18 protein-coding genes are annotated in these 20,637 nt (G+C 67.1%); 10 read left to right on the forward strand and 8 right to left on the reverse strand.

Features of this window, described 5'->3' with window-relative positions:
* Positions 1-89: 89 nt before the first annotated feature.
* The gene (gene dnaA / locus ABZV38_RS01785) at positions 90-1,880 is read right to left on the reverse strand and encodes a chromosomal replication initiator protein DnaA (protein ID WP_356323421.1); all 1,791 of its coding nucleotides are present in this window, start codon (positions 1,878-1,880) and stop codon (positions 90-92) included.
* Positions 1,881-2,272: 392 nt separating this feature from the next.
* Here dnaA and rpmH point away from each other — a divergent pair, with 392 nt between their 5' ends.
* The 9 genes from rpmH to ABZV38_RS01830 all read left to right on the forward strand — a co-directional run bounded on the left by rpmH (position 2,273) and on the right by ABZV38_RS01830 (position 9,155).
* On the forward strand, positions 2,273-2,410 hold the full coding sequence (gene rpmH / locus ABZV38_RS01790) for a 50S ribosomal protein L34 (RefSeq protein WP_030930485.1): 138 nt from the start codon (positions 2,273-2,275) through the stop codon (positions 2,408-2,410).
* A gap of 18 nt (positions 2,411-2,428) precedes the next feature.
* Positions 2,429-2,800, forward strand: a complete 372-nt coding sequence (gene rnpA, locus ABZV38_RS01795) for a ribonuclease P protein component (RefSeq protein ID WP_078852784.1) — start codon at positions 2,429-2,431, stop codon at positions 2,798-2,800.
* Complete coding sequence (gene yidD / locus ABZV38_RS01800; RefSeq protein WP_356323424.1) at positions 2,797-3,156, forward strand: membrane protein insertion efficiency factor YidD; 360 nt, start codon at positions 2,797-2,799, stop codon at positions 3,154-3,156. Before rnpA ends, yidD begins: the two co-directional genes overlap by 4 nt.
* 3 nt (positions 3,157-3,159) lie before the next feature.
* A complete protein-coding gene (gene yidC, locus ABZV38_RS01805; RefSeq protein ID WP_356323426.1) occupies positions 3,160-4,425 on the forward strand; it encodes a membrane protein insertase YidC in 1,266 nt (421 codons plus the stop codon).
* A gap of 14 nt (positions 4,426-4,439) precedes the next feature.
* Positions 4,440-4,949, forward strand: coding sequence for a R3H domain-containing nucleic acid-binding protein (locus tag ABZV38_RS01810; protein WP_030930494.1), 510 nt, complete (start codon positions 4,440-4,442; stop codon positions 4,947-4,949).
* Between the two features lie 109 nt (positions 4,950-5,058).
* Positions 5,059-5,775: a 16S rRNA (guanine(527)-N(7))-methyltransferase RsmG gene (gene rsmG, locus ABZV38_RS01815; RefSeq protein WP_356323429.1), complete on the forward strand. Its 717-nt coding sequence runs from the start codon at positions 5,059-5,061 to the stop codon at positions 5,773-5,775.
* Positions 5,776-6,066: 291 nt separating this feature from the next.
* Positions 6,067-7,143: a ParA family protein gene (locus tag ABZV38_RS01820; protein WP_356323482.1), complete on the forward strand. Its 1,077-nt coding sequence runs from the start codon at positions 6,067-6,069 to the stop codon at positions 7,141-7,143.
* Entirely contained in the window at positions 7,140-8,237 is a 1,098-nt protein-coding gene (locus ABZV38_RS01825) for a ParB/RepB/Spo0J family partition protein (RefSeq protein ID WP_356323431.1), read from the forward strand. Before ABZV38_RS01820 ends, ABZV38_RS01825 begins: the two co-directional genes overlap by 4 nt.
* A gap of 300 nt (positions 8,238-8,537) precedes the next feature.
* Complete coding sequence (locus ABZV38_RS01830) at positions 8,538-9,155, forward strand: GNAT family N-acetyltransferase (RefSeq protein ID WP_356323433.1); 618 nt, start codon at positions 8,538-8,540, stop codon at positions 9,153-9,155.
* Between the two features lie 79 nt (positions 9,156-9,234).
* On the opposite strand, the gene trxA is transcribed toward ABZV38_RS01830, so the two are convergent.
* The 7 genes from trxA to ABZV38_RS01865 form a co-directional block, all read right to left on the reverse strand.
* The gene (gene trxA / locus ABZV38_RS01835) at positions 9,235-9,567 is read right to left on the reverse strand and encodes a thioredoxin (protein ID WP_030930508.1); all 333 of its coding nucleotides are present in this window, start codon (positions 9,565-9,567) and stop codon (positions 9,235-9,237) included.
* Positions 9,568-9,614: 47 nt separating this feature from the next.
* Positions 9,615-10,577 carry a thioredoxin-disulfide reductase gene (gene trxB, locus ABZV38_RS01840; protein WP_356323435.1) on the reverse strand — a complete coding sequence of 321 codons (963 nt, stop codon included), beginning with the start codon at positions 10,575-10,577 and terminating at the stop codon, positions 9,615-9,617.
* Positions 10,578-10,710: 133 nt separating this feature from the next.
* Entirely contained in the window at positions 10,711-11,688 is a 978-nt protein-coding gene (locus tag ABZV38_RS01845; RefSeq protein ID WP_356323437.1) for a hypothetical protein, read from the reverse strand.
* On the reverse strand, positions 11,685-12,389 hold the full coding sequence (sigM, locus tag ABZV38_RS01850; protein ID WP_356323439.1) for an RNA polymerase sigma factor SigM: 705 nt from the start codon (positions 12,387-12,389) through the stop codon (positions 11,685-11,687). The genes ABZV38_RS01845 and sigM overlap by 4 nt, the downstream gene beginning before the upstream one ends.
* A 164-nt stretch (positions 12,390-12,553) precedes the next feature.
* Entirely contained in the window at positions 12,554-14,269 is a 1,716-nt protein-coding gene (locus ABZV38_RS01855; protein WP_356323441.1) for a protein kinase family protein, read from the reverse strand.
* A 128-nt stretch (positions 14,270-14,397) separates the two neighbouring features.
* Positions 14,398-16,554 carry a murein biosynthesis integral membrane protein MurJ gene (gene murJ / locus ABZV38_RS01860; RefSeq protein WP_356323443.1) on the reverse strand — a complete coding sequence of 719 codons (2,157 nt, stop codon included), beginning with the start codon at positions 16,552-16,554 and terminating at the stop codon, positions 14,398-14,400.
* A gap of 49 nt (positions 16,555-16,603) precedes the next feature.
* Positions 16,604-18,901, reverse strand: coding sequence for a DUF6049 family protein (locus ABZV38_RS01865; protein ID WP_356323445.1), 2,298 nt, complete (start codon positions 18,899-18,901; stop codon positions 16,604-16,606).
* Positions 18,902-19,084: 183 nt separating this feature from the next.
* On the opposite strand from ABZV38_RS01865, the gene ABZV38_RS01870 reads away from it, so the two are divergent.
* Positions 19,085-20,527 carry a CCA tRNA nucleotidyltransferase gene (locus tag ABZV38_RS01870; RefSeq protein WP_356323447.1) on the forward strand — a complete coding sequence of 481 codons (1,443 nt, stop codon included), beginning with the start codon at positions 19,085-19,087 and terminating at the stop codon, positions 20,525-20,527.
* Positions 20,528-20,637 lie beyond the last annotated feature (110 nt).

Genomic DNA, 20,637 nt, shown 5'->3' on the forward strand with positions numbered 1-20,637 from the left:
AAGGGCGCCCCGAGGACTGGGTGAGAGTCCCTCCAGGGCGCCCGTCCGGCGCTGTACAGAGTGTGACAAGAGGCCGTACCGGCGCTCCGTCAGCCGTTCTTGATGCGGTTGGTGAGCTCGGTGACCTGGTTGTAGATGGAGCGCCGCTCCGCCATCAGCGCGCGGATCTTGCGGTCCGCGTGCATCACGGTCGTATGGTCGCGACCGCCGAACTGCGCACCGATCTTGGGCAGCGAGAGATCCGTCAGCTCCCGGCAGAGGTACATCGCGATCTGGCGAGCCGTCACCAGCACCCGGCTGCGCGAGGATCCGCAGAGATCCTCCACCGTCAGACCGAAGTAGTCCGCGGTCGCCGCCATGATGGCCGACGCCGTGATCTCCGGAGCCGAGTCCTCGCCGCCCGGGATCAGGTCCTTGAGCACGATCTCGGTCAGCCCGAGGTCCACCGGCTGCCGGTTGAGGCTGGCGAAGGCAGTCACCCGGATCAGCGCGCCCTCCAGCTCGCGGATGTTGCGCGAGATGCGGGACGCGATGAACTCCAGGACCTCCGGCGGGGCGTTGAGCTGCTCCTGCACCGCCTTCTTGCGAAGGATCGCGATCCGCGTCTCCAGTTCCGGCGGCTGCACATCGGTGGTCAGCCCCCACTCGAAGCGGTTCCGCAGCCGGTCCTCCAGGGTGACCAGCTGCTTGGGCGGCCGGTCCGAGGACAGCACGATCTGCTTGTTGGCGTTGTGGAGCGTATTGAAGGTGTGGAAGAACTCCTCCTGCGTCGACTCCTTGCTCGCCAGGAACTGGATGTCGTCGACCAGCAGGATGTCCACATCGCGGTACCGCTTGCGGAAGGTGTCGCCCTTGCCGTCGCGGATCGAGTTGATGAACTCGTTGGTGAACTCTTCGGAACTCACGTAGCGCACCCGGGTCCCCGGGTAGAGGCTGCGCGCGTAGTGCCCGATGGCATGCAGCAGGTGGGTCTTGCCGAGCCCCGACTCCCCGTAGATGAAGAGCGGGTTGTACGCCTTCGCAGGTGCCTCGGCGACGGCGACGGCCGCCGCGTGCGCGAAGCGGTTGGACGCACCGATGACAAAGGTGTCGAAGAGGTACTTCGGGTTCAGCCGGGCATGCGGCTCGCCGGGACCGGGCGCGGGTGCGGGCTGTGCGCCCATCGGGCCGGTGGCGCCGCCGGGGCGTCCGGTGCCGGGGCCGCCCTGCCGGTGCTGGGGCTCGGGCATGTCGTGGCGCTCGGGGCGCTGCTCGTAACCCTGGCGCTCGGGCGGCTGCGACCGGTAGTCGTGCTGCGGCGGCTGCGACCGGTAGTCGTGCTGCTGCTCACGCCACTGCTCCGCAGACGTGTCGCGCTCCTGGAAGCCGCCGAGCCGGGGCTGCTGCCAGGAGAGATCCTCCGGGGTGCGCGGCCAGGCGCCCGGCTCGTGACGCTGCTGCTGGTAGTCGGGGTAGGCGGGCCGGGCCGTCGGCATGCCGTCGTCCGCGGGTCGGTGGCCGTAACCCTCGTACGCGTCGTTGTGGTGCCGCTCGTCGTGCTGCGGTCCCTGGTAGCGGTGCTGCTGGGGCTGGTGCATGGGGGGCGCCGGCGGGTTCGGCGGTTCGCCCGCGGAGTCGTCGACGGTGATCGCGATCCGGATCGGGCGGCCGCACTCCCGGCTCAGCGTTTCGCTGATGAGCGGCGCGAGCCGGCCCTCCAGGACACGCTTGCCCCATTCGTTGGGTACGGCGAGCAGCGCAGTGTCGGCGACGAGTGCGAGCGGCTGGCAGCGCTCGATCCACTGCTTGTCCTTCGGCTCGATGCCCTGCTGGCCCTCCCCGAGGAGTTGCTCCAGCACTCGTGGCCACACTGCGGCAAGATCGGCAGGTACGTCAGCCACAAGGCACGCTCTCTCGCTGGTCCCACGAATGTGTGGTTCTCGGGACGGGATGGGTAAGGCCCGGCAGGCGGGAAGAAAAAGAACCGGAGTTCAGCCACGGTAGTCAGGCCGACCCGCGTCGTTCAAGTTGTTGTCCACAGCCTGTGTACAGCGCGGGTCGTTGCAGGACCATTGCGGGGCCACCGAGGAGCCGGTTTGACCGGATGGCGTAGCCGCGCGTACCGTGACCAGGTCGAGTTGTCGATGGCTGCTGCCGCCTGCCTCCGATGGGCAAAGATCACGATCAGTGATTGTGAAGCGGTGCACTAAGGCGTTTACGCGAGTCTCTCGTGGGCGCACGGTGACAGCCAGGCGATGTCCCGCCAACACACGATCATTTCTGGAGCCCCCGAGTGAGCAAGCGCACCTTCCAGCCGAACAACCGTCGTCGCGCGAAGACCCACGGCTTCCGGCTGCGTATGCGCACCCGTGCCGGCCGCGCGATTCTCGCGTCCCGCCGTGGCAAGGGTCGCGCCAACCTGTCCGCCTGATCGCGTACAGGTCATGACGTGCTGCCTACCGAGAATCGGCTGAGGCGGCGCGAGGACTTCGCGACCGCAGTACGTCGAGGACGCCGGGCCGGCCGCCCGCTACTCGTCGTCCATCTACGCAGCGGTGCAACGGACCCGCACGTGACTGGGGAGAGTGCTCCCCCGCCGCGTGCGGGTTTCGTTGTCAGCAAAGCCGTGGGTGGAGCGGTCGTACGCACAGCCGTGAAGCGCAGGCTTCGCCATCTGGTCCGCGAACGACTGGCCCTGCTGCCTCCCGGTAGCCTGGTTGTCGTACGAGCGCTACCCGGATCGGGTGACGCCGACCATGAACAGCTGGCCCGAGACCTGGATGCCGCCCTTCAGCGGCTGCTGGGAGGGGGCGCGCGATGAAGTACCCGCTGCTGGCTCTTATCAAGCTGTATCAGTGGACGATCAGCCCACTACTCGGGCCTGTCTGCCGTTACTACCCGTCGTGTTCCCACTATGGATATACGGCGATCGACCGGCACGGAGCGATCAAGGGAACGGCGCTGACCGCATGGCGCATCCTGCGATGCAATCCGTGGTCACCAGGCGGCGTGGATCACGTCCCGCCACGCAAACGCCCGCGTTGGCACGAACTGCTGCGTAATGCCATACGTGGCAGCAAGGGCGGGGACTCCGCCGCTGATGTGCCTCCTGGGGGAACGGCCTCCGAACCCCCCAGCCCGGCCTCAGAGACCTCGCCCAAAGCTCAAGGAGCCTGATTAGTGGACACGATTGCCAGTCTGTTCAGCTTTATCACCTACCCCGTTTCGTGGGTCATCGTCCAGTTCCACACGCTGTACGGAGCGATCTTCGGTGATGACACGGGCTGGGCCTGGGGCCTGTCCATCGTGTCCCTGGTGGTGCTGATCCGGATCTGCCTGATCCCGCTTTTTGTTAAGCAGATCAAGTCGACCCGGAACATGCAGGTGCTCCAGCCGAAGATGAAGGCGATCCAGGAGCGCTACAAGAGCGACAAGCAGCGTCAGTCCGAAGAGATGATGAAGCTGTACAAGGAGACGGGTACCAACCCGCTCTCCTCGTGCCTTCCCATCCTGGCTCAGTCGCCGTTCTTCTTTGCCCTGTATCACGTGCTCTCGGCCATCGCCTCGGGCAAGACGATCGGTGTCATCGACCAGCCGCTGCTCGACAGCGCCCGTCAGGCACACATCTTCGGTGCGCCCCTCGCTGCGAAGTTCACGGACAGCGCGGGCAAGGTCGAGGCGCTCGGTGCCTCGCTGGGCGACGTCCGTGTCGTCACCGCGGTCATGATCATCCTGATGTCGGCGTCACAGTTCTTCACCCAGCGCCAGCTGATGACCAAGAACGTCGACCTGACGGTCAAGACGCCGTACATGCAGCAGCAGAAGATGCTGATGTACATTTTCCCGCTGATCTTCGCCGTCATGGGCATCAACTTCCCTGTCGGTGTCCTCGTCTACTGGCTGACCACCAACGTCTGGACCATGGGTCAGCAGATGTACGTGATCAACCAGAACCCGACCCCGGGCAGCAAGGCGCAGGACCAGTACCTGGGACGTCTGCTGAAGAGCGTCACCGCTCACGGTGAGGTGCGTGGCAGGACCAAGCGCAATACCGTCAAGCGGATCGTCTCCAAGGGCTCGGACCGCAACGACATCGAGCGGAAGTTCATCACCGGACTGGCCAAGCTCGGCCTCACTGCCCAGGAGGACGGCACGGTGACGAAGAGCGACACCGCTCTCGCCGAGGCCGAGGGCGGAGCCGCGCAGAAGCGCCAGCAGCCCAAGCGCCAGACCAAGGCGAAGCGTCAGAGCGGTGCCGTCCAGCCGGGCGCGACGAAGGAAGCCGACTCCACCGAGTCGGAGTCCAAGACCTCGCTGGAGAAGCAGGACGCACCGCAGGACGACAAGCCCAAGCCGGCGGGCAAGCCCGTGTCCGGCTCCTCACGCCAAGCCAAGTCCGGACAGCGCAAGGGCCCGCAGCGGCCCAAGCACCCGTCCAAGAAGTAAGAAGGAGTCCATCCGTGACGGAAGGCACCACCTCCACGGCCGCTGAGGGCAGCGACACCTTGACCCGCCTCGAGCAGGAAGGGGAGATCGCGGCCGACTACCTCGAGGGCCTGCTCGACATCGCCGACCTCGACGGTGACATCGACATGGATGTCGAGGCGGACCGGGCCGCGGTCTCGATCATCAGCGATTCGGCACGTGAACTGCAGAAGCTCGTGGGCCGGGACGGTGAGGTGCTGGAGGCGCTCCAGGAGCTGACGCGACTGGCCGTGCACCGGGAGACCGGTGACCGTAGCCGGCTGATGCTGGACATCGCGGGCTTCCGGGCCAAGAAGCGCGCGGTCCTCGCCGAGCTGGGTGCCAAGGCCGCGGACGAGGTCAAGAAGACCGGTGAACCGGTCAAGCTGGACCCGATGACGCCGTTCGAGCGCAAGGTTGTGCATGATGCGGTCGCGGCCGCGGGTCTGCGCAGTGAGTCGGAGGGCGAGGAGCCGCAGCGCTTCGTCGTCGTTCTCCCGGCCTGACCGGACCGTTGTTCTGTCGGCCCCGTCTGTTCGCAGGCGGGGCCGATCTTTGTCAGCCTGATAGTCAGCCACCCACAGTGCGGTAATGCGGTACGGAAGGACGGTTCCCGTGACGGCGGAGGTAGAACTTCCCCAGGCGCCCGAAGAGGCGCGGGCGGTTTTCGGTGAGTTCTTCCCGGAGGCTGTCCGGTACGCGGAGCTGCTTGCCGATGCCGGGGTCAAGCGAGGGCTGATCGGTCCTCGTGAGGTGCCGCGGCTCTGGGAGCGGCATCTGCTGAACTGTGCGGTGCTATCCGAGGTCGTGCCCGAGGGTGTCACGGTCTGCGATGTGGGCTCCGGCGCCGGCCTCCCTGGCATTCCGCTGGCGCTGGTGCGTCCGGATCTGAAGATCACCCTGCTGGAGCCGCTGCTCCGGCGGACGAATTTCCTTCAGGAAGTTGTCGAGCTGCTGGGGCTGGACCACGTGACGGTCGTCCGCGGCCGGGCCGAGGAGGTCCTGGGGACGCTGCAGCCGGTTCATGTTGTGACTGCTCGTGCCGTGGCGCCGCTCGATCGGCTGGCGGGCTGGGGCGTGCCGCTGTTGCGTCCGTACGGAGAGATGCTTGCGCTCAAGGGCGATACGGCCGAGGAGGAGATCAACGGCGCGCGTGCGGCCTTGAGCAAGCTCGGCGTGGTGGAGACCGAGGTGCTGCACGTCGGTGAGGGTGTGGTCGAACCGATGTCCACTGTGGTGCGGGTGGTGGTCGGTGAGAGTCCGGGCGGTGTGAGGTTCGCCGCAAAGAGGGCGAAGGCCGCCAGGGTCAGTCGTACGCGCCGGCGTCGCTGAGACCGCGACGTAACGCTGCGACAGTGTGTTACATACAGTTCGCGCCGTTTATCCGTGATGCTCCGCGTCGGCAGCCATACGTACCGCATGCGGAGTGTCGTGCCCCTGTAGCTACGCTGCAGGGGCATCGTGTTTCACGTGAAACGTCGCTCTCTGCTGCATGGAATCATCAGTCGCGGTCGCGCGGCTGCCGCGCCGCGGCATCGCAGGCCCGTTAGGGCTACGGAGTTGTCCACAGATGTGGATTCATCCACAGAAGAGCGGGCCTCGCTGGTTCACGACCCCGAAAGCATGGCAGGCTCTGCTCATTGCGAGCCTGAAGTCGAGGAGAGTGAATCCTTGCGGTCCGACGCCAATATCGCGGGACCGATGACCGATCCGGTCCCCGGTCCCCGAACCGAATCGGCGGGGGACGGTGTTTCACGTGAAACACCGCCGCCGATGGATGACACACCCATCGGTCGTGCGGCCCAGCTGGCGGTCGAGGCTCTCGGCCGCGCCGGCGAGGGGCTGCCCCGCCCTGACCAGACGCGCGTCATGGTGGTGGCCAACCAGAAGGGCGGGGTGGGCAAGACCACCACGACGGTCAACCTTGCCGCCTCGCTGGCCCTTCACGGGGCACGCGTTCTTGTGGTCGACCTCGACCCGCAGGGCAACGCCTCCACAGCACTGGGCATTGATCACCATGCCGAGGTCCCCTCCATCTATGACGTCCTGGTCGAGAGCAAGCCGCTCTCTGACGTGGTTCAGCCCGTCCCGGACGTCGAAGGTCTCTTCTGCGCCCCCGCCACCATTGATCTCGCCGGTGCGGAGATCGAGCTGGTGTCGCTGGTGGCGCGGGAGAGTCGACTGCAGCGGGCGATTCAGGCGTATGAGCAGCCGTTGGACTACATCCTCATCGACTGCCCGCCTTCGCTCGGTCTGCTGACGGTCAATGCCCTGGTCGCGGGCGCCGAAGTGCTGATTCCTATCCAGTGCGAGTACTACGCGCTGGAGGGACTGGGGCAGCTGCTGAGGAACGTCGACCTCGTTCGGGGGCATCTCAACCCCGACCTGCATGTGTCGACGATCCTGCTCACCATGTACGACGGCAGGACCAGGCTCGCATCCCAGGTGGCAGAGGAGGTGCGCAGCCACTTCGGCAAGGAAGTGCTGCGCACAAGCATTCCTCGGTCGGTGCGGATCTCGGAGGCGCCGAGCTACGGACAGACCGTATTGACCTACGACCCGGGTTCCAGTGGATCCCTGTCGTATCTTGAAGCCGCTCGTGAGATCGCCCTGCGGGGGGTCGGAGTTCATTACGAGGCTCAGCATGCCCAGACGGGCAGCCAGAACAGCCAGCAGAACATTTCGGAGGGGATCCAGTGAGTGAGCGTCGTAGAGGGTTGGGGCGTGGGCTCGGTGCACTGATTCCCGCTGCCCCGCAGGAACGTCAGGTGTCGGCCCCAGGAGCTGGTTCGGACTCGCCGGGCGTGATCCCGGTGATGACGACCGAGCGGGGCGTGGCCACCGCGAAGGTGGCTACGCTCACAGCCGCTCCCGCAGTGCCGGAGCCGAGTGCACCCGCGGAGTCCGAGTCGTCCTCGGGGCCGACGGATGCCGCGGGGGCGTACTTCGCCGAGGTTCCTCTCGGTTCCATCACTCCGAACCCTCGTCAGCCCCGTGAAGTGTTCGACGAGGACGCATTGGCGGAGCTGGTCACCTCCATCAAGGAGGTCGGGCTGCTCCAGCCTGTAGTCGTGCGGAAGGTGGGGTCGGAGCGCTACGAGCTCATCATGGGCGAGCGGCGCTGGAGGGCCTGCCGTGAGGCCGGTCTGGAGCGGATCCCCGCCATTGTCCGGGCCACGGACGACGAAAAGCTGCTTCTGGACGCGCTCCTGGAGAACCTGCACCGGGCTCAACTGAACCCGCTGGAGGAAGCAGCCGCGTACGACCAGCTGCTCAAGGACTTCAAGTGCACGCATGACCAGCTGGCCGACCGGATCGGGCGCTCCCGTCCGCAGGTGTCCAACACGCTGCGACTGCTGCGGCTTTCTCCGCCGGTGCAGCGCAGGGTCGCTGCCGGGGTGCTGTCCGCCGGTCACGCGAGGGCGCTGCTGTCCGTGGACGACTCCGAGGAGCAGGACCGGCTGGCCCATCGCATCGTGGCCGAGGGGCTGTCGGTGCGAGCAGTCGAGGAGATCGTGACGCTGATGGGCTCCCGCCCCAGCAGCGCGCCCAAGTCCAGGGGTCCCCGGGCCGGCGGCCGGGTGTCGCCCGCGCTCACCGACCTTGCTTCCCGACTCTCGGACCGTTTCGAGACCAGGGTGAAGGTCGACCTCGGGCGCGAGAAGGGAAAGATCGTCGTCGAGTTCGCCTCGATGGAAGATCTGGACCGCATTCTCGACAGCTTGGCGCCAGGTGAGGGCCGCGTGCTGGAGCGGAGTCTCTCCGAAGAGACTGCCGAGGACAGCGACAGCTGACGGCCGGCGGAAGCACGTTGGGGCGGGCTGTATTCCGGAACATGCCGGAACACAGCCCGCCCTTTGCTTTCTTACGGTATCGACTTCATCTCCGGGTGGATACGATTCGTTCTGGTATGGCACATCCAGCTTGATCCACCTCGGCGGAGGGAGGGCCATGCGATCAGTGAGCCGCAGCCAACTGGTGACAGTAGGGCTGGGCCTGGGGGCTGTCGGAGGTTTTGTCGGCGGCCTGCTCCGTGAACGGAGCGCATTGGCCGCCGCACGCGCGGCGGGCGAAGGAAGCGAGGAACAGCCTTCATGGGACGGCGGCTCGTACCGCTCACACTGGATAACCTTCCCGATCTCCCCAAGCGGTGCCGCTCGTGTGTCTTCTGGGAGCTTGATCCGGTCAGTGGGGAAGCTGCGATAAAAGCAGGGACCCCGGAGCTGGAGAAGGAAGCCTGGATCTCCGCTGTCCTTCTGGAATGGGGATCTTGCGGCCGCGTCGTCTATGTGGACGACGTACCGGTCGGCTTCGTTCTCTATGCGCCGCCGGCGTATGTGCCGCGCTCGACCGCCTTTCCCACCAGTCCGGTCTCCCCCGACGCCGTGCAGTTGATGACTGCTTGGATCACGCCCGGCTACCAGGGCCAGGGTCTGGGGCGGGTCATGGTGCAGACCGTTGCCAAAGATCTGCTGCAAAGGGGATTCAAGGCGATCGAGGCGTTCGGGGATACCCGGTGGAAGGAGCCGGCCTGTGTGCTCCCGGCGGACCATCTGCTGGCGGTGGGCTTCAAGACAGTGCGCCCGCATCCGGTTCATCCGCGGCTGAGACTGGAGCTGCGCACGACGCTCTCGTGGAAGGAAGACGTCGAACTGGCGCTGGACCGGCTGCTCGGTGCCGTGCAGAAGGAGCCGGCGCTGCGCCCGCTGTGATCGGGGAGCCGACGAGAACGTGAAACGGGTCCATCCCTTGGGGATGGACCCGTTTCACGTGAAACAGCGGACCGTGGCCCTACTCGGCGATGAAGCCTTCGAGGTCGCGGAGGATGGCGGCCTTCGGCTTGGCGCCGACGATGGTCTTGGCGACCTCGCCGCCCTGGTACACGTTCAGCGTCGGGATGGACATCACGCCGTACTTGGCAGCGGTGGCCGGGTTCTCGTCGATGTTGAGCTTGACGATCTCGATCTTGTCGCCGTGCTCAGCCGCGATTGCCTCCAGCGACGGGGCGATCTGGCGGCACGGACCGCACCATGCGGCCCAGAAGTCCACCAGTACGGGCTTCTCGCTCTTCAGGACGTCCTCGTCAAAGGAGTCGTCAGTCACGTTCTTCAGGGCGCCGGCCACGGCGGCCTCCTTAACTTTGCGGGGGTGTGGGGTGAGAGAGGCGTGGATCAGGCGGAGGCCGCAGCGGCCTTCTCCTCGTCGGCAAGCGCAGAGAGGAAGCGCTCGGCGTCGAGAGCGGCGGAGCAGCCGGTGCCGGCAGCGGTGACGGCCTGCCGGTAGGTGTGGTCGACGACGTCGCCGGCACCGAAGACACCGGTCAGGTTGGTGCGCGTCGACGGAGCATCGACCTTGAGGTAGCCGTCCTCATCGAGGTCGAGCTGGCCCTTGAAGAGCTCCGTACGCGGGTCGTGGCCGACGGCGATGAACAGGCCGGTGGCCGCGAGCTCGGACAGCTCGCCGGTCTTGGTGTTGCGCAGCGTCAGACCGGAGAGTTTCTGCTCGCCGTGGACCCCGGCGACCTCGCTGTCCCAGGCAAACTTGATCTTCGGGTCGGCGAAGGCCCGCTCCTGCATGGCCTTGGAAGCCCGCAGCGAGTCGCGTCGGTGGACGATCGTGACCGACTTGGCGAAGCGGGAGAGGAACGTCGCCTCCTCCATGGCCGTGTCGCCACCGCCGACCACAGCGATGTCCTGGTCCTTGAAGAAGAAGCCGTCACAGGTCGCGCACCAGGAGACACCACGTCCGGACAGGGCGTCCTCGTTCGGCAGCCCGAGCTTGCGGTGCTGAGAGCCGGTGGTGACGATGACGGCCTTGGCGCGGTGCACCGTGCCCGCCGTGTCGGTGACGGTCTTGATGTCACCGGCCAGATCGACGGCAACCACGTCGTCGGGGACGAGCTCGGCGCCGAACCGCTCCGCCTGGGCACGCATGTTGTCCATGAGCTCGGGGCCCATGATCCCGTCCTGGAACCCCGGGAAGTTCTCCACGTCGGTGGTGTTCATCAGAGCGCCACCAGCAGTCACGGCGCCCTCGAACACCAGAGGCTTCAGCGACGCACGCGCGGTATAGAGGGCCGCGGTGTAGCCCGCAGGCCCGGAGCCGATGATGATCACATTACGGACGTCGCTCACGGGCTTCTTCCTCGTCTCTGCAGACTGCCTACTGTCCACGCCTAATGGGGTCGGTTCAACGACTCACACCCCACCCAACGGATCCTACGGGGGATGCATTCCCGACGTGCCGGAGCGGCGCCCGGCACCATTTTCAGGGGCGGCTGTAGGTGTGGGTCAGGAGCAGCGTTCCCTTGCCCGTGGGGTCTACGTCGACACAACTGGCGTCCATGACATAGGCCTGGACGAGCGCTGCGTCGGTCTGGTGCGGCAGAACGACGAGGTATGCGTGCGTTCCCTCGTAGGTGCCTTCCTCGATGGCGAGAGCGGCAGTCCTTCGTCCGATGCCCTGCTGGATGCAGGCGGGGACGGTCGCGGCGGGGGTGCGCCATGGCGTTTTGCCCGAGGGGGGTGTGGGGGATTCGGTATCGGGGGTCGATTGCATATCGACGGACGGCGGGCGTTTCTCGTCCGATTCCCCTGAGGCGGGCATGCCGGTGCCGCTGAGGAGCGCTTCCACGCGCTGGCTGAGCGGGGAGCCCGAGAACGCGTTCACTCCGTCCTCGGAGGCGCTGACGCCGCTGTCCGCAGCCTTGCTGGTGGCGGCGGAGTTCTGGGAAGTCTGGACCGTCTGCAGCATGAGGACGCTCACGCCGACGATGGCCGTGCCGAGGGCTGTGCCGAGAACGATGGTGCGGCGTCGTCGTCGCGTCGGCCGGCGGCCGGGGCCGGCTGCGGCCCGCGGGTGTCCCGTAGGACGGTTCGCGAGGGTGGGTTGTGGCTTCTGGCCCTCTGTCTCCTGGTCTCCGGCTTCCTGATCGTCTACCGGGGCGGTCTCGGTTTCACGTGAAACATCTGCCGCGTCGTCCGGTGTCGTGGGGGCGAGAAGTGGTTCGGCAGCCAGTGCGGCATCGATACGGTCTGCGATGTCGTCGGGCATGCGCTCGAGGGCAGGCAGGGCGCCGAGCAGCCCACGAATCTCTTCGAGAGAGACCAGGACGTCTCCGCAGATGCCGCACTCGTCCACGTGGCGGCGTACTTCCGTCGTGCGGGACGGAGACAGCAGTCCTTCGGTGAGGTCGGAGATCTCCGAGACATCCGGGTGCTGGGTCGTGTCGGCCGTTGATGTCATGTGTGTCCACCTCCGCCCTTCACTCCGGCAGGATCACTGGTTCCTGTGTCACTCGGCCCCGACGCGGGTGGGACGGATGCTCTCTGCGTCCGGTTCCTTCCGGGGCTGAGTTCACCGGCCTTTCCGCCCTCGCTGCGCAGATGGACGAGCAGAGGAGCGAGCCGGGCCCGGCCCCGCGCGCAGCGGCTCTTCACCGTGCCGGTCGGTACGTCGAGGATGCGGGCGGCCTCGGCCACTGGGTAGCCCTGCATGTCCACGAGCACAAGCGCGGCGCGCTGCTCGGTGGGAAGGGTGCCGAGCGCTGCCAGAAGTTCACGGTGCAGATCCTGGCGTTCGGCCGGCGCCTCGGCGGATTCGTGAGGCTCAAGGAGCTGCTCAAGCCGCTCGGTGTCGTCGACCGGTGAGGTCTTGCGTGTGGCGGCTTTACGGACCCGGTCGAGGCATGCGTTGACAGTGATGCGGTGCAGCCAGGTGGTGACGGCGGACTGGCCGCGGAAGGTGTGGGCGGCCCGGAAGGCGGAGACCAGGGCGTCCTGGACCGCATCGGCCGCTTCCTCGCGGTCCCCCAGGGTCCGTAGTGCCACGGCCCACAGCCGGTCTCGGTGGCGTCGGACGAGCTCACCGAAAGCATCCGGTTCACCGGCTACATGGCGAGCGAGGAGGTCTGAGTCGCTGAGTGGCTCTGACGGCTCGGAGGCCACCTCCCCTCCCTCCCTCCCTCTGTGCGTCGGGGCCGTCTGTCTATCACGATTCATGTGCCGTGCGGCATAGAGATGAGGAAGATCGGTTCAGTGAGGGCTGCGGTCATCAGCGGCCGGACATGCAGCAGGCCGGCAGGGAGGATGGTCCCTGCCGGCCTGCTCGGTCAGCCGAGTACGGAGATCTCCGAGATCCCGCCACGGAAGTCCGACCCGTCCGGTGGGAGTTCGGTGACATGGATCAGCACGTAGCGGGTGCGTACGGGCTTGGCGAGCGTCTCCTCCAGGCTGCTTCCTGCCTTGCTCTTCTTGGTGAGGCGCTGCGGGAAATCCGAAAGCGACGACGGAGCGGAGGCATCCTCGGCAGCTGCGAGCACTTCGGTCGTCTGGCCGCTGCGGTACAGCTGGACCTTGATGCCTCTGACGTTCTGCACACTGCCCAGGTCAACGACTATGCCGCTGCCGTCTCTGCGGGGCGGGAGGTTCCCGAAATTCGGGTAGCCCTTGTACCTGGGGGTGATCCAGGCAGTGTCGGACTTGCCGTCGACGGCGTTCGGTGCGTCCTGTTGCTTGATTCCCGACCCGCTGGGCATGAACTCTGTCGCACCGCTGAGCCGCAGCGGCTTGGCCGGGGCAGGAGAAGGTTTGTCGCCGTTCTCCGGATCCGTCTGTGTGGTTCCCGGGTCGTCCGTTTCGTTGCCGCGGTCGAGGAGCGTCTCCGCGAGCTGCCAGCTGCCGAGGCCGAGGGCAGCGATGAGGAGGGCTGACACGGCCCACTTGAGAGCCTTGCCGGTGCGGCTCTGGAGCGGTGCCGGCGGTGGGGCCATGACGGGCTGCGTCGCGGGAACGCCGGGGCCGGCGGGCGGACGCCCGTAGCTGCCCTGCTGGTAGGTCGTGCGCTGGTACTCGGGCGGAGCCGTGAAGGTGGGCTCCGGCGGGCGGATGCGGGGCATTGCCGCGACCGCCTTGGCCAGCTCATCAGGCGTGGTGCACGGCTGTTCCTGCCGGGAGGCGGTGGCCCCGTCGTTGGCGAGGGCGCGCATGGCGAGTTCGGAGAGGCCGCGGTGAACTCCAGCCCGCACCTGGTCGGGGGCGATCAGCCCCACACCCTTGGGGAGCCCGGTGAGACCGTAGGCATCGATCTCGTACGGCCAGCGCTGCGTCAATGCGGCATAGAGCAGGGCGCCGATCGCCTCGGTGTCTGCGCGCTGCGGACCGTCGGCGGTAATGCCGCGCAGGGCGGCGTTCACGGCGAGGCCGCGGATCCGGTACTGGCCGGTCGAACTCCGCAGTACCGCGCCCGGGGTGAGCCTCAGATGCGCGAGGCCCTCGCGGTGTGCGGCGGCCATGGCCTGGGATACCTGGCTGACCAGTTGGTAGGCGTCGTGAGCGTCCATCGGGCCAGCGGCCAGCAGAGCCGTGAGCTCGGTGGCGTCGGGGAGCCATTCGTGGACGACATAGACGAGGTCGTCCTCCTCGACCGCGTCGAGGACCTGCACGAATCGCGGGTCCCCGAGCAGCGCGGAGGACCGGGCCGCGGCCAGCACGGAACGGGCTCGTGGATGGTCCGCCGGGAGCAGATGAACACCCACCGCGCGGCGCAGTTTCTCGTCGACAGCACGCCAGCTGCTGAATCCGTCCAGACGGGTGACACATTCCTCCAGCCGGTAGCGTCTGGCCAGTTTGTGACCGCTGTGCAGGTCCGGGGTCGCTGCGGCGGCTTCAGAGCTGCTTCGCTCACCGTCCGCGTCCTGGGGGCTTGTGCCCTCCGTGTCCTGGGCTTCTGTCGTCCCGTCGGTCGTGGCCTCATCCGCCTTGGCGGTCAGCGGTTCATCACCGCTGTTGTCGGCCACGTCGACGGCAGCCGTGCTACGTTCCGCCACCGTCGTTCCTGCCTCCCCATCCGTTGCGCGATGCCAGCCAGCTCTGCACAGTCACGCCAATTGTGCCCACACTCCAGCGCTATGCACGACACACGGAGACCGGCGATGGTTGTGCGGGCCGCCGGTCTTCAGCGTCCGAGCCGTCCGCGGACCATACCGACCATGCCGTTGATCTCTTCGATCCGCATGCGCTTCGCAGCGACGAAGAAGACCCCCATGAGCGCGGCCCCGCCGAAGATCAACGCGATCAGCGAACCGAAGGCACCCTCGCCCAGGCCCAGCAGCAGGGCGAAGCCCACGCCGCCGCCGATGACCGCTGCGGGGATCGCCGCGAGGCACAGGCGGGCGTACGTACGCACGACATGGGCGCCGTCCAGGTCGCCGCCCAGCCGGTTGCGCAGTCGACGCCAGGCGATGCCCACGCCGACGGTGTAGGCCAGCCCGTACGAGGCTGCCATGCCGACGACGGCCCACTGGGCCGGAAGGACCACGTAGCAGAGAGCGGAGGCGGCAGCGTTGACCGCGGCGACAATGACCGTGTTGTAGAACGGCGTGCGGGTGTCCTCGTACGCGTAGAAGCCGCGCAGCACGACGTACTGCACGGAGTACGGGATGAGGCCGAGTCCGAACGCCATCAGGATGAAGCCCATGGACCGGGCAGCCTCGGTGCCGCTGGACGAGTACAGCAGGGTGCACATCGGGACGCCGAGCGCGAGAAACGCGAAGGCCACCGGCACGATCGCCACGGCGGAGTTGCGCAGCCCCTGGGAGATGTCGTCACGGACCGCGCCGGGGTCGTTGTCATGGGCGGCGCGGGAGATACGGGGCAGCAGGGCCGCCATGACCGAGACGGTGATGATCGCCTGCGGCATTCCCCAGATCAGCTGGGCATTGGAGTAGGCGAGGAAACCCGCGCCGTTCCTGCCGGAAGCCTTGCCGGCCGCGGTCGCCAGCTGCGTGACGACCAGGACACCGGCCTGGTTGGCGAAGACGAACAGGACGGTCCACTTGGCCAGCTTGACCGTCTTACCGAGGCCGTGGCCCTTCCAGTCGAAGCGCGGACGGAAGCGGAAGCCGGCCTCGAGCAGATACGGAATCATCGCCAGGGCCTGGACGACCAGACCGAGCAGCGTGCCGATGCCCAGCAGCCGGATACCCTCCGGCGGAATCGTCTGCACACCCATGTGGGATTCGGCGGAGGTGCCGTAGACCCAGATGAACATGCCGAACGTGAAGATCATGACGATGTTGTTGAGGACCGGGGTCCACATCATCGCGCCGAACCTGCCGCGTGCGTTCAAGATCTGGCCCATCACCACATGCACGCCCATGAAGAAGATGGTCGGCAGGCAGTACCGGGCAAACGTGGTGGCGACGTTGTTGGCCGCAGGATCGATCGCGATGGTGCTCGACATCAGGTGGATCAACAGGGGGGCGGCGAAGACGGCGATCGCCACGATCACGCCGAGCGCGACCATCACAAGGGTCAGCAGGCGGTTGGCGTAGGCCTCGCCGCCGTCCTCGTCGTCCTTCATGGAACGGACGAGCTGTGGAACGAAGACCGAGTTGAGTCCGCCGCCGACGGTGAGGATGTAGATCATTGTCGGGAGCGTGTACGCGATGGTGAAACTGTCACCGAGCAGTGCCGCACCCAGCGCAGCGGTGATCACCAGGCTGCGTACGAATCCGGTGAGCCGGGACACCAGGGTGCCGGCCGCCATCACCGCGCTGGACCTCAGCAGGCTGGAGGCCCGGCCGCCGGACTTCGGTGGGGCGGGCGCCGGAGCCGGTTCCGGCTCGGACGGAACGGGGGGCCCGGCCGGCCCCTCCTGGTCCCGGAACAGGTGCGCGAACGCATCCGGTTCCTCGTGGTCCTCGGACGCCTGGGTGACCAGGTCGTCCACGCCGACGAACTGGGTGGTTGCCGCGTCCTCGCCGTACGGCAGGTGCCAGGACGGCCCGGCGGGCTCGGGCGGCGGGGTCTGCGCCCAGACGCGGGGATCGGGGGCGTACTGCGCCGCGGGCGGCTGCTGGTAGAGCGGCTGCGGCTGCTGGTACGTGCCAGGGGGCGGGGGCGGGTGTGCGGCGCGGTCGTACAGCACCTCGGCCACCGGGTCCTGGGCGGAGAGGTCCTGAGCGCGGTAGGGATCGTGGTTGTACGCGTCCTGGAGATACGGGTCCGGCACCGGATCCACCTGCCCCGGGTCCGAGGGCACCGGGAACCCGTCGGAAGACCCAGCTCCGCCCGCACCCTGACCGCGGTCACCGTCGTACGGCGCGTTCATCGATACCCCACCTCATTGTCCCCGGCCGACCGGCCACGACAGACATCGCTCAACGGTCCACTTTCTCACCCGTGCCCGACGGCTCCCCGCTTTCCGGACCGGTGTCCGGCGTCGGGTCACTCGGCTGCTCGGGTTCACCGCCGTCGCCTCCGGACGGGCCGCCCGCGTTGGCACGCTTGCGATGGGTGTACATCCTGATGCCCGCAAGGACCAGCAGCAACAGTCCGCCGGCGATCACCAGCAGCACGGTCGGTGTGACCTCGGAGACCTTCACCGTGAAGGTCATCTCCTCGCCGTACGGTGTGTCGTCCTCGGTGTAGAGCTGCGCCCTCACCTGAACCTGGCCATTGGCGTTCGCCGAGGCGTCGAACTTCACGGACTGGCTGTGGCCGCCCGCGATGCGGATCGGCTTCTCTGCCACCGCGCCGCCGTTGTTCAGCCTGAGCCGCGTCGCGTTGTCCGACTTCAGCCGGAGAACCAGATGATCGACACCCTGCACCAGCTTGTTCTGCACGGTCACCGGGATCGTGGCGCTGCGGCCGGACAGGGTGACGTCCGACTTGGAGATGAGTTGCACCTCGTTGGTGAGGCCTTGCAGGTACGTGCGTACCGAGTCCCGGTACTGCTGTGCCTCCAGTGGCCTGCCGCGCCACGACGTCGACATGGACCGGTTGATCGCGTTGCCGAAGGGGGTCACGACCCGCTCTGGCTGGGTGAGGATGACCTGGAAGCTGTTGAGCGAGGCCTGGGTGGCCTTGATGTCCTGGAAGGCCTGGGTGGGCAGCTCCTGGCTGCGGAGCTTCCTCGGGTACTGGGAGGTCCCGGGGACCCTCGTCGTCGCCCCGGCATCGGGCTTCGCCTCGGCCGCGCCCACCAGGTCGAGGGGCTGCGTCCACCGTTCGTCGTCGAGGGCGTGCAGTGCGCGTGCCATCGACTGGGCCTGGGCGGCGGTCGGCATCCTCTGCGGTGCGACGACGATGCTGCGCTCGGCGTCCGTGTCCTGTTCGTTCAGCGCGAGGGTCGTGGCGAGGAACTTCTGAACGGCGAGAGTGGAATCCCCCGCATTCGACATGTCGCCCTCGAAGGCCCTGGAGAGCCGGTAGTCGGCGACGACGGCGGTGGTGCCGCCACCGATCGGCCGGGCCGCGCTCGGCGTGTACGGCAGCCCTCCGGTCTCCTGGAGGCTGTCGCTGCGGGCGATCACGTTGTGCGCACCGGCCGATGTGGCGACATCGACGATCGACGGATCGATGGCGCCGTCGACCGGCCACGCGAAGTCCGTGGACGGCTTCACATGCAGGACGGTCTCTACCGTCAGGTCGGCCACCTCGGTGGCGTTCTGCAGGTGGCTGAGGCTTCCCGAGACATTCTTTCCGCGGTGGGCGAGGGACGCCAGATCCGGGTCGGCGAACGGCAGCGCGACGACTTTGTGGTTCGCCACAGCTGCCTCCAGCGAGGCGAGCCACTGCTTGGCGACGGCCTGGTTCTTCCCGGCGACGGTGGTCTCGCCTACCTTGACGCGGTAGCTCTTCGTCATTGCGTCGACGCCGGCCAGCAGATCCGGGTCGATCACCCAGGTCACGGGCAGCTGGCTGCCCAGCGAGACCATCTGCTCGAGGCGTCCGCCCGGAGCGAGCTCCGCGGCAAGGTCGTCGTCCGCGAAGACCGGGGTCTGCTGCTCGTCGGAGCCCGTCTCGGCAGTGAGGTGCGCCGACGCGATCAGCGGCCAGAGGTAGGTGATCCGGGTCCTGGAATCACTCTCGTCCTCCTGCCAGGGAAGGAAGGTGCGCTCGATGCCGAGGACCTGCTCGTACGGGACACGGGAGGTCTGCCCGGAGAGCGAGACACCGAGCTGGTAGACACCGGCGTCGTCGAGCCCCAGCTTGCCGACGGGCACGGACAGCGTGAAGTCCCGGGTGACCCCGGACGGGAGCTTCGCGATCTTCAGCGTGTACTTGCCGCCGATCGCCACCGGATCACCGCCGGGCACATAACCCGTGCGTTCGGCGGCCGCGTCGATGGATGTCCTGCCGAACAGCTGCGGTCCCACCCGCAGGTCGACCCGGGCATCGGTGACCGTTTCCTTGCTCCTGTTGGTCAAAGTGCCGGAGACGGTGAGCGCGTCCCCCTTCACCGGCGCGCTGGGGGTCAGGGAGTCCAGGGACACGTCGACGGTGCTGGAGCCGGTCGGAGCCTTGCTCGCCTCGTCGGCCTGCGCCCCGGGCACGGCCGGACCGGCCAGCAGAGAGGCGACGAGTGGCGCCCCGAGGATCACGGAGGCTGTGCGCCGCAGCCACCGGCGGGCAGGAGAGTGACTGATCCCCTGGATGTCTGCCGCCTCGGCCACGCGCCCGTCCGTCCCTCGTCGTAGTCAGCTGCTGTCGATCGTTGTCGGTTGCTGCGTCCCCGCATGGTAACGATGTGCGCCGGGGCCCAGCGCTCGGGAGTGCGCTTGGTGATCGGGAGAGTCTTGCAGGGCGGAAAGAAACAATGACGCCTGGGCCGGTCCGGGCACGTACCCTTTTCTGTTGTGCCGAACGCCAATGAAGACATTTCCAGTGCCCTGACCCAGGTGCAGCACCGAGCAGTCAGCGAACTGCTGCGGGTGTCCCCGGTCGCCGACGACCTCGCCCGCCGCTTCCAGGATGCCGGATTCAGTCTCGCCCTGGTTGGCGGCTCGGTCCGGGACGCGCTTCTGGGCCGGCTGGGGAACGACCTGGACTTCACCACTGATGCCCGTCCCGAGGACGTCTTGAAGATCGTCCGCCCGTGGGCCGACTCGGTGTGGGAGGTCGGTATCGCCTTCGGCACGGTGGGGTGCCAGAAGAACGGCTACCAGATCGAAGTCACCACGTATCGGTCGGAGGCGTACGACAGGACCTCGCGAAAGCCGGAGGTTTCCTACGGCGACTCCATCGAGGAAGACCTCGTGCGCCGCGACTTCACGGTCAACGCGATGGCCGTCGCGCTGCCGCAGAAGGAATTCATCGACCCGCACGGCGGCCTCGAGGACCTGGCGGAGCGCGTGCTGCGCACCCCCGGGACGCCCGAGGAATCGTTCTCCGACGACCCGCTGCGCATGCTGCGCGCCGCGCGCTTTGCCGCGCAGCTGGACTTCGACGTGGCCTCCGATGTGGTCACCGCGATGACGGAGATGGCAGGCCGTATCGAGATCGTCTCGGCCGAGCGGGTCCGTGAGGAGCTCAACAAGCTGCTGCTCTCCGCGCACCCCCGGAAGGGTCTGGCCCTGCTGGTCTCCACAGGACTGGCGCAGCAGGTGCTGCCGGAGCTGCCCGCGCTGCGACTGGAAAGTGACGAGCATCACCGTCACAAGGATGTCTACGAGCACTCGCTGATCGTCCTGGAGCAGGCGATGGAGCTGGAGGAGGACGGACCCGATCTGACTCTGCGGCTCGCGGCGCTGCTCCATGACATCGGCAAGCCGCGGACCCGGCGCTTCGAGAAGGATGGGCGCGTCTCGTTCCATCACCACGAGGTGGTGGGCGCCAAGATGGTCAAGAGGCGAATGGCCGAGCTCAAGTACTCCAACGAGATGATCAAGGACGTCTCGAAGCTGGTGGAGTTGCATCTGCGCTTCCACGGCTACGGCGACGGGGAGTGGACCGACTCCGCTGTGCGTCGGTATGTGCGCGATGCGGGTCCGCTGCTGGAGCGGCTGCACAAGCTGACCCGCTCGGACTGCACGACACGGAACAAGCGCAAGGCCAGTGCCCTCTCGCGGACGTATGACGCACTTGAGGAGCGCATCGCGCAGCTGAAGAACCAGGAGGAGCTGGACGCCATCCGGCCCGACCTGGACGGCAACGAGATCATGCAGACGCTGGGCGTCGGCCCTGGACCGGTGATCGGTAAGGCATACGCGTTCCTGCTGGAGCTGCGGTTGGAGAACGGTCCGATGGAGCACGACACCGCGGTTGCTGAGCTCAAGAAGTGGTGGGCCGCACAGAACTGAGGTCGGACCGTCGTCATGTTTCACGTGAAACATGACGCGGCCGATGCGACGAGGGGCACTGTTTAACGTGAAAAATTTCCCCATATAGTAATATCACACGAATTAACAAC

It is taken from the genome of Streptomyces sp. NPDC005181, from assembly GCF_040608395.1.
In the GTDB taxonomy this organism is placed as follows: domain Bacteria; phylum Actinomycetota; class Actinomycetes; order Streptomycetales; family Streptomycetaceae; genus Streptomyces.

Coding starts and splice junctions, on each gene's coding strand:
- yidD (WP_356323424.1), top strand. CDS start 2,797: ATGAAGTACCCGCTGCTGGCTCTTATCAAGCTGTATCAGTGGACGATC.
- ABZV38_RS01820 (WP_356323482.1), top strand. CDS start 6,067: ATGGCAGGCTCTGCTCATTGCGAGCCTGAAGTCGAGGAGAGTGAATCC.
- ABZV38_RS01830 (WP_356323433.1), top strand. CDS start 8,538: ATGGGACGGCGGCTCGTACCGCTCACACTGGATAACCTTCCCGATCTC.
- ABZV38_RS01845 (WP_356323437.1), bottom strand. CDS start 11,688: ATGACATCAACGGCCGACACGACCCAGCACCCGGATGTCTCGGAGATC.
- murJ (WP_356323443.1), bottom strand. CDS start 16,554: ATGAACGCGCCGTACGACGGTGACCGCGGTCAGGGTGCGGGCGGAGCT.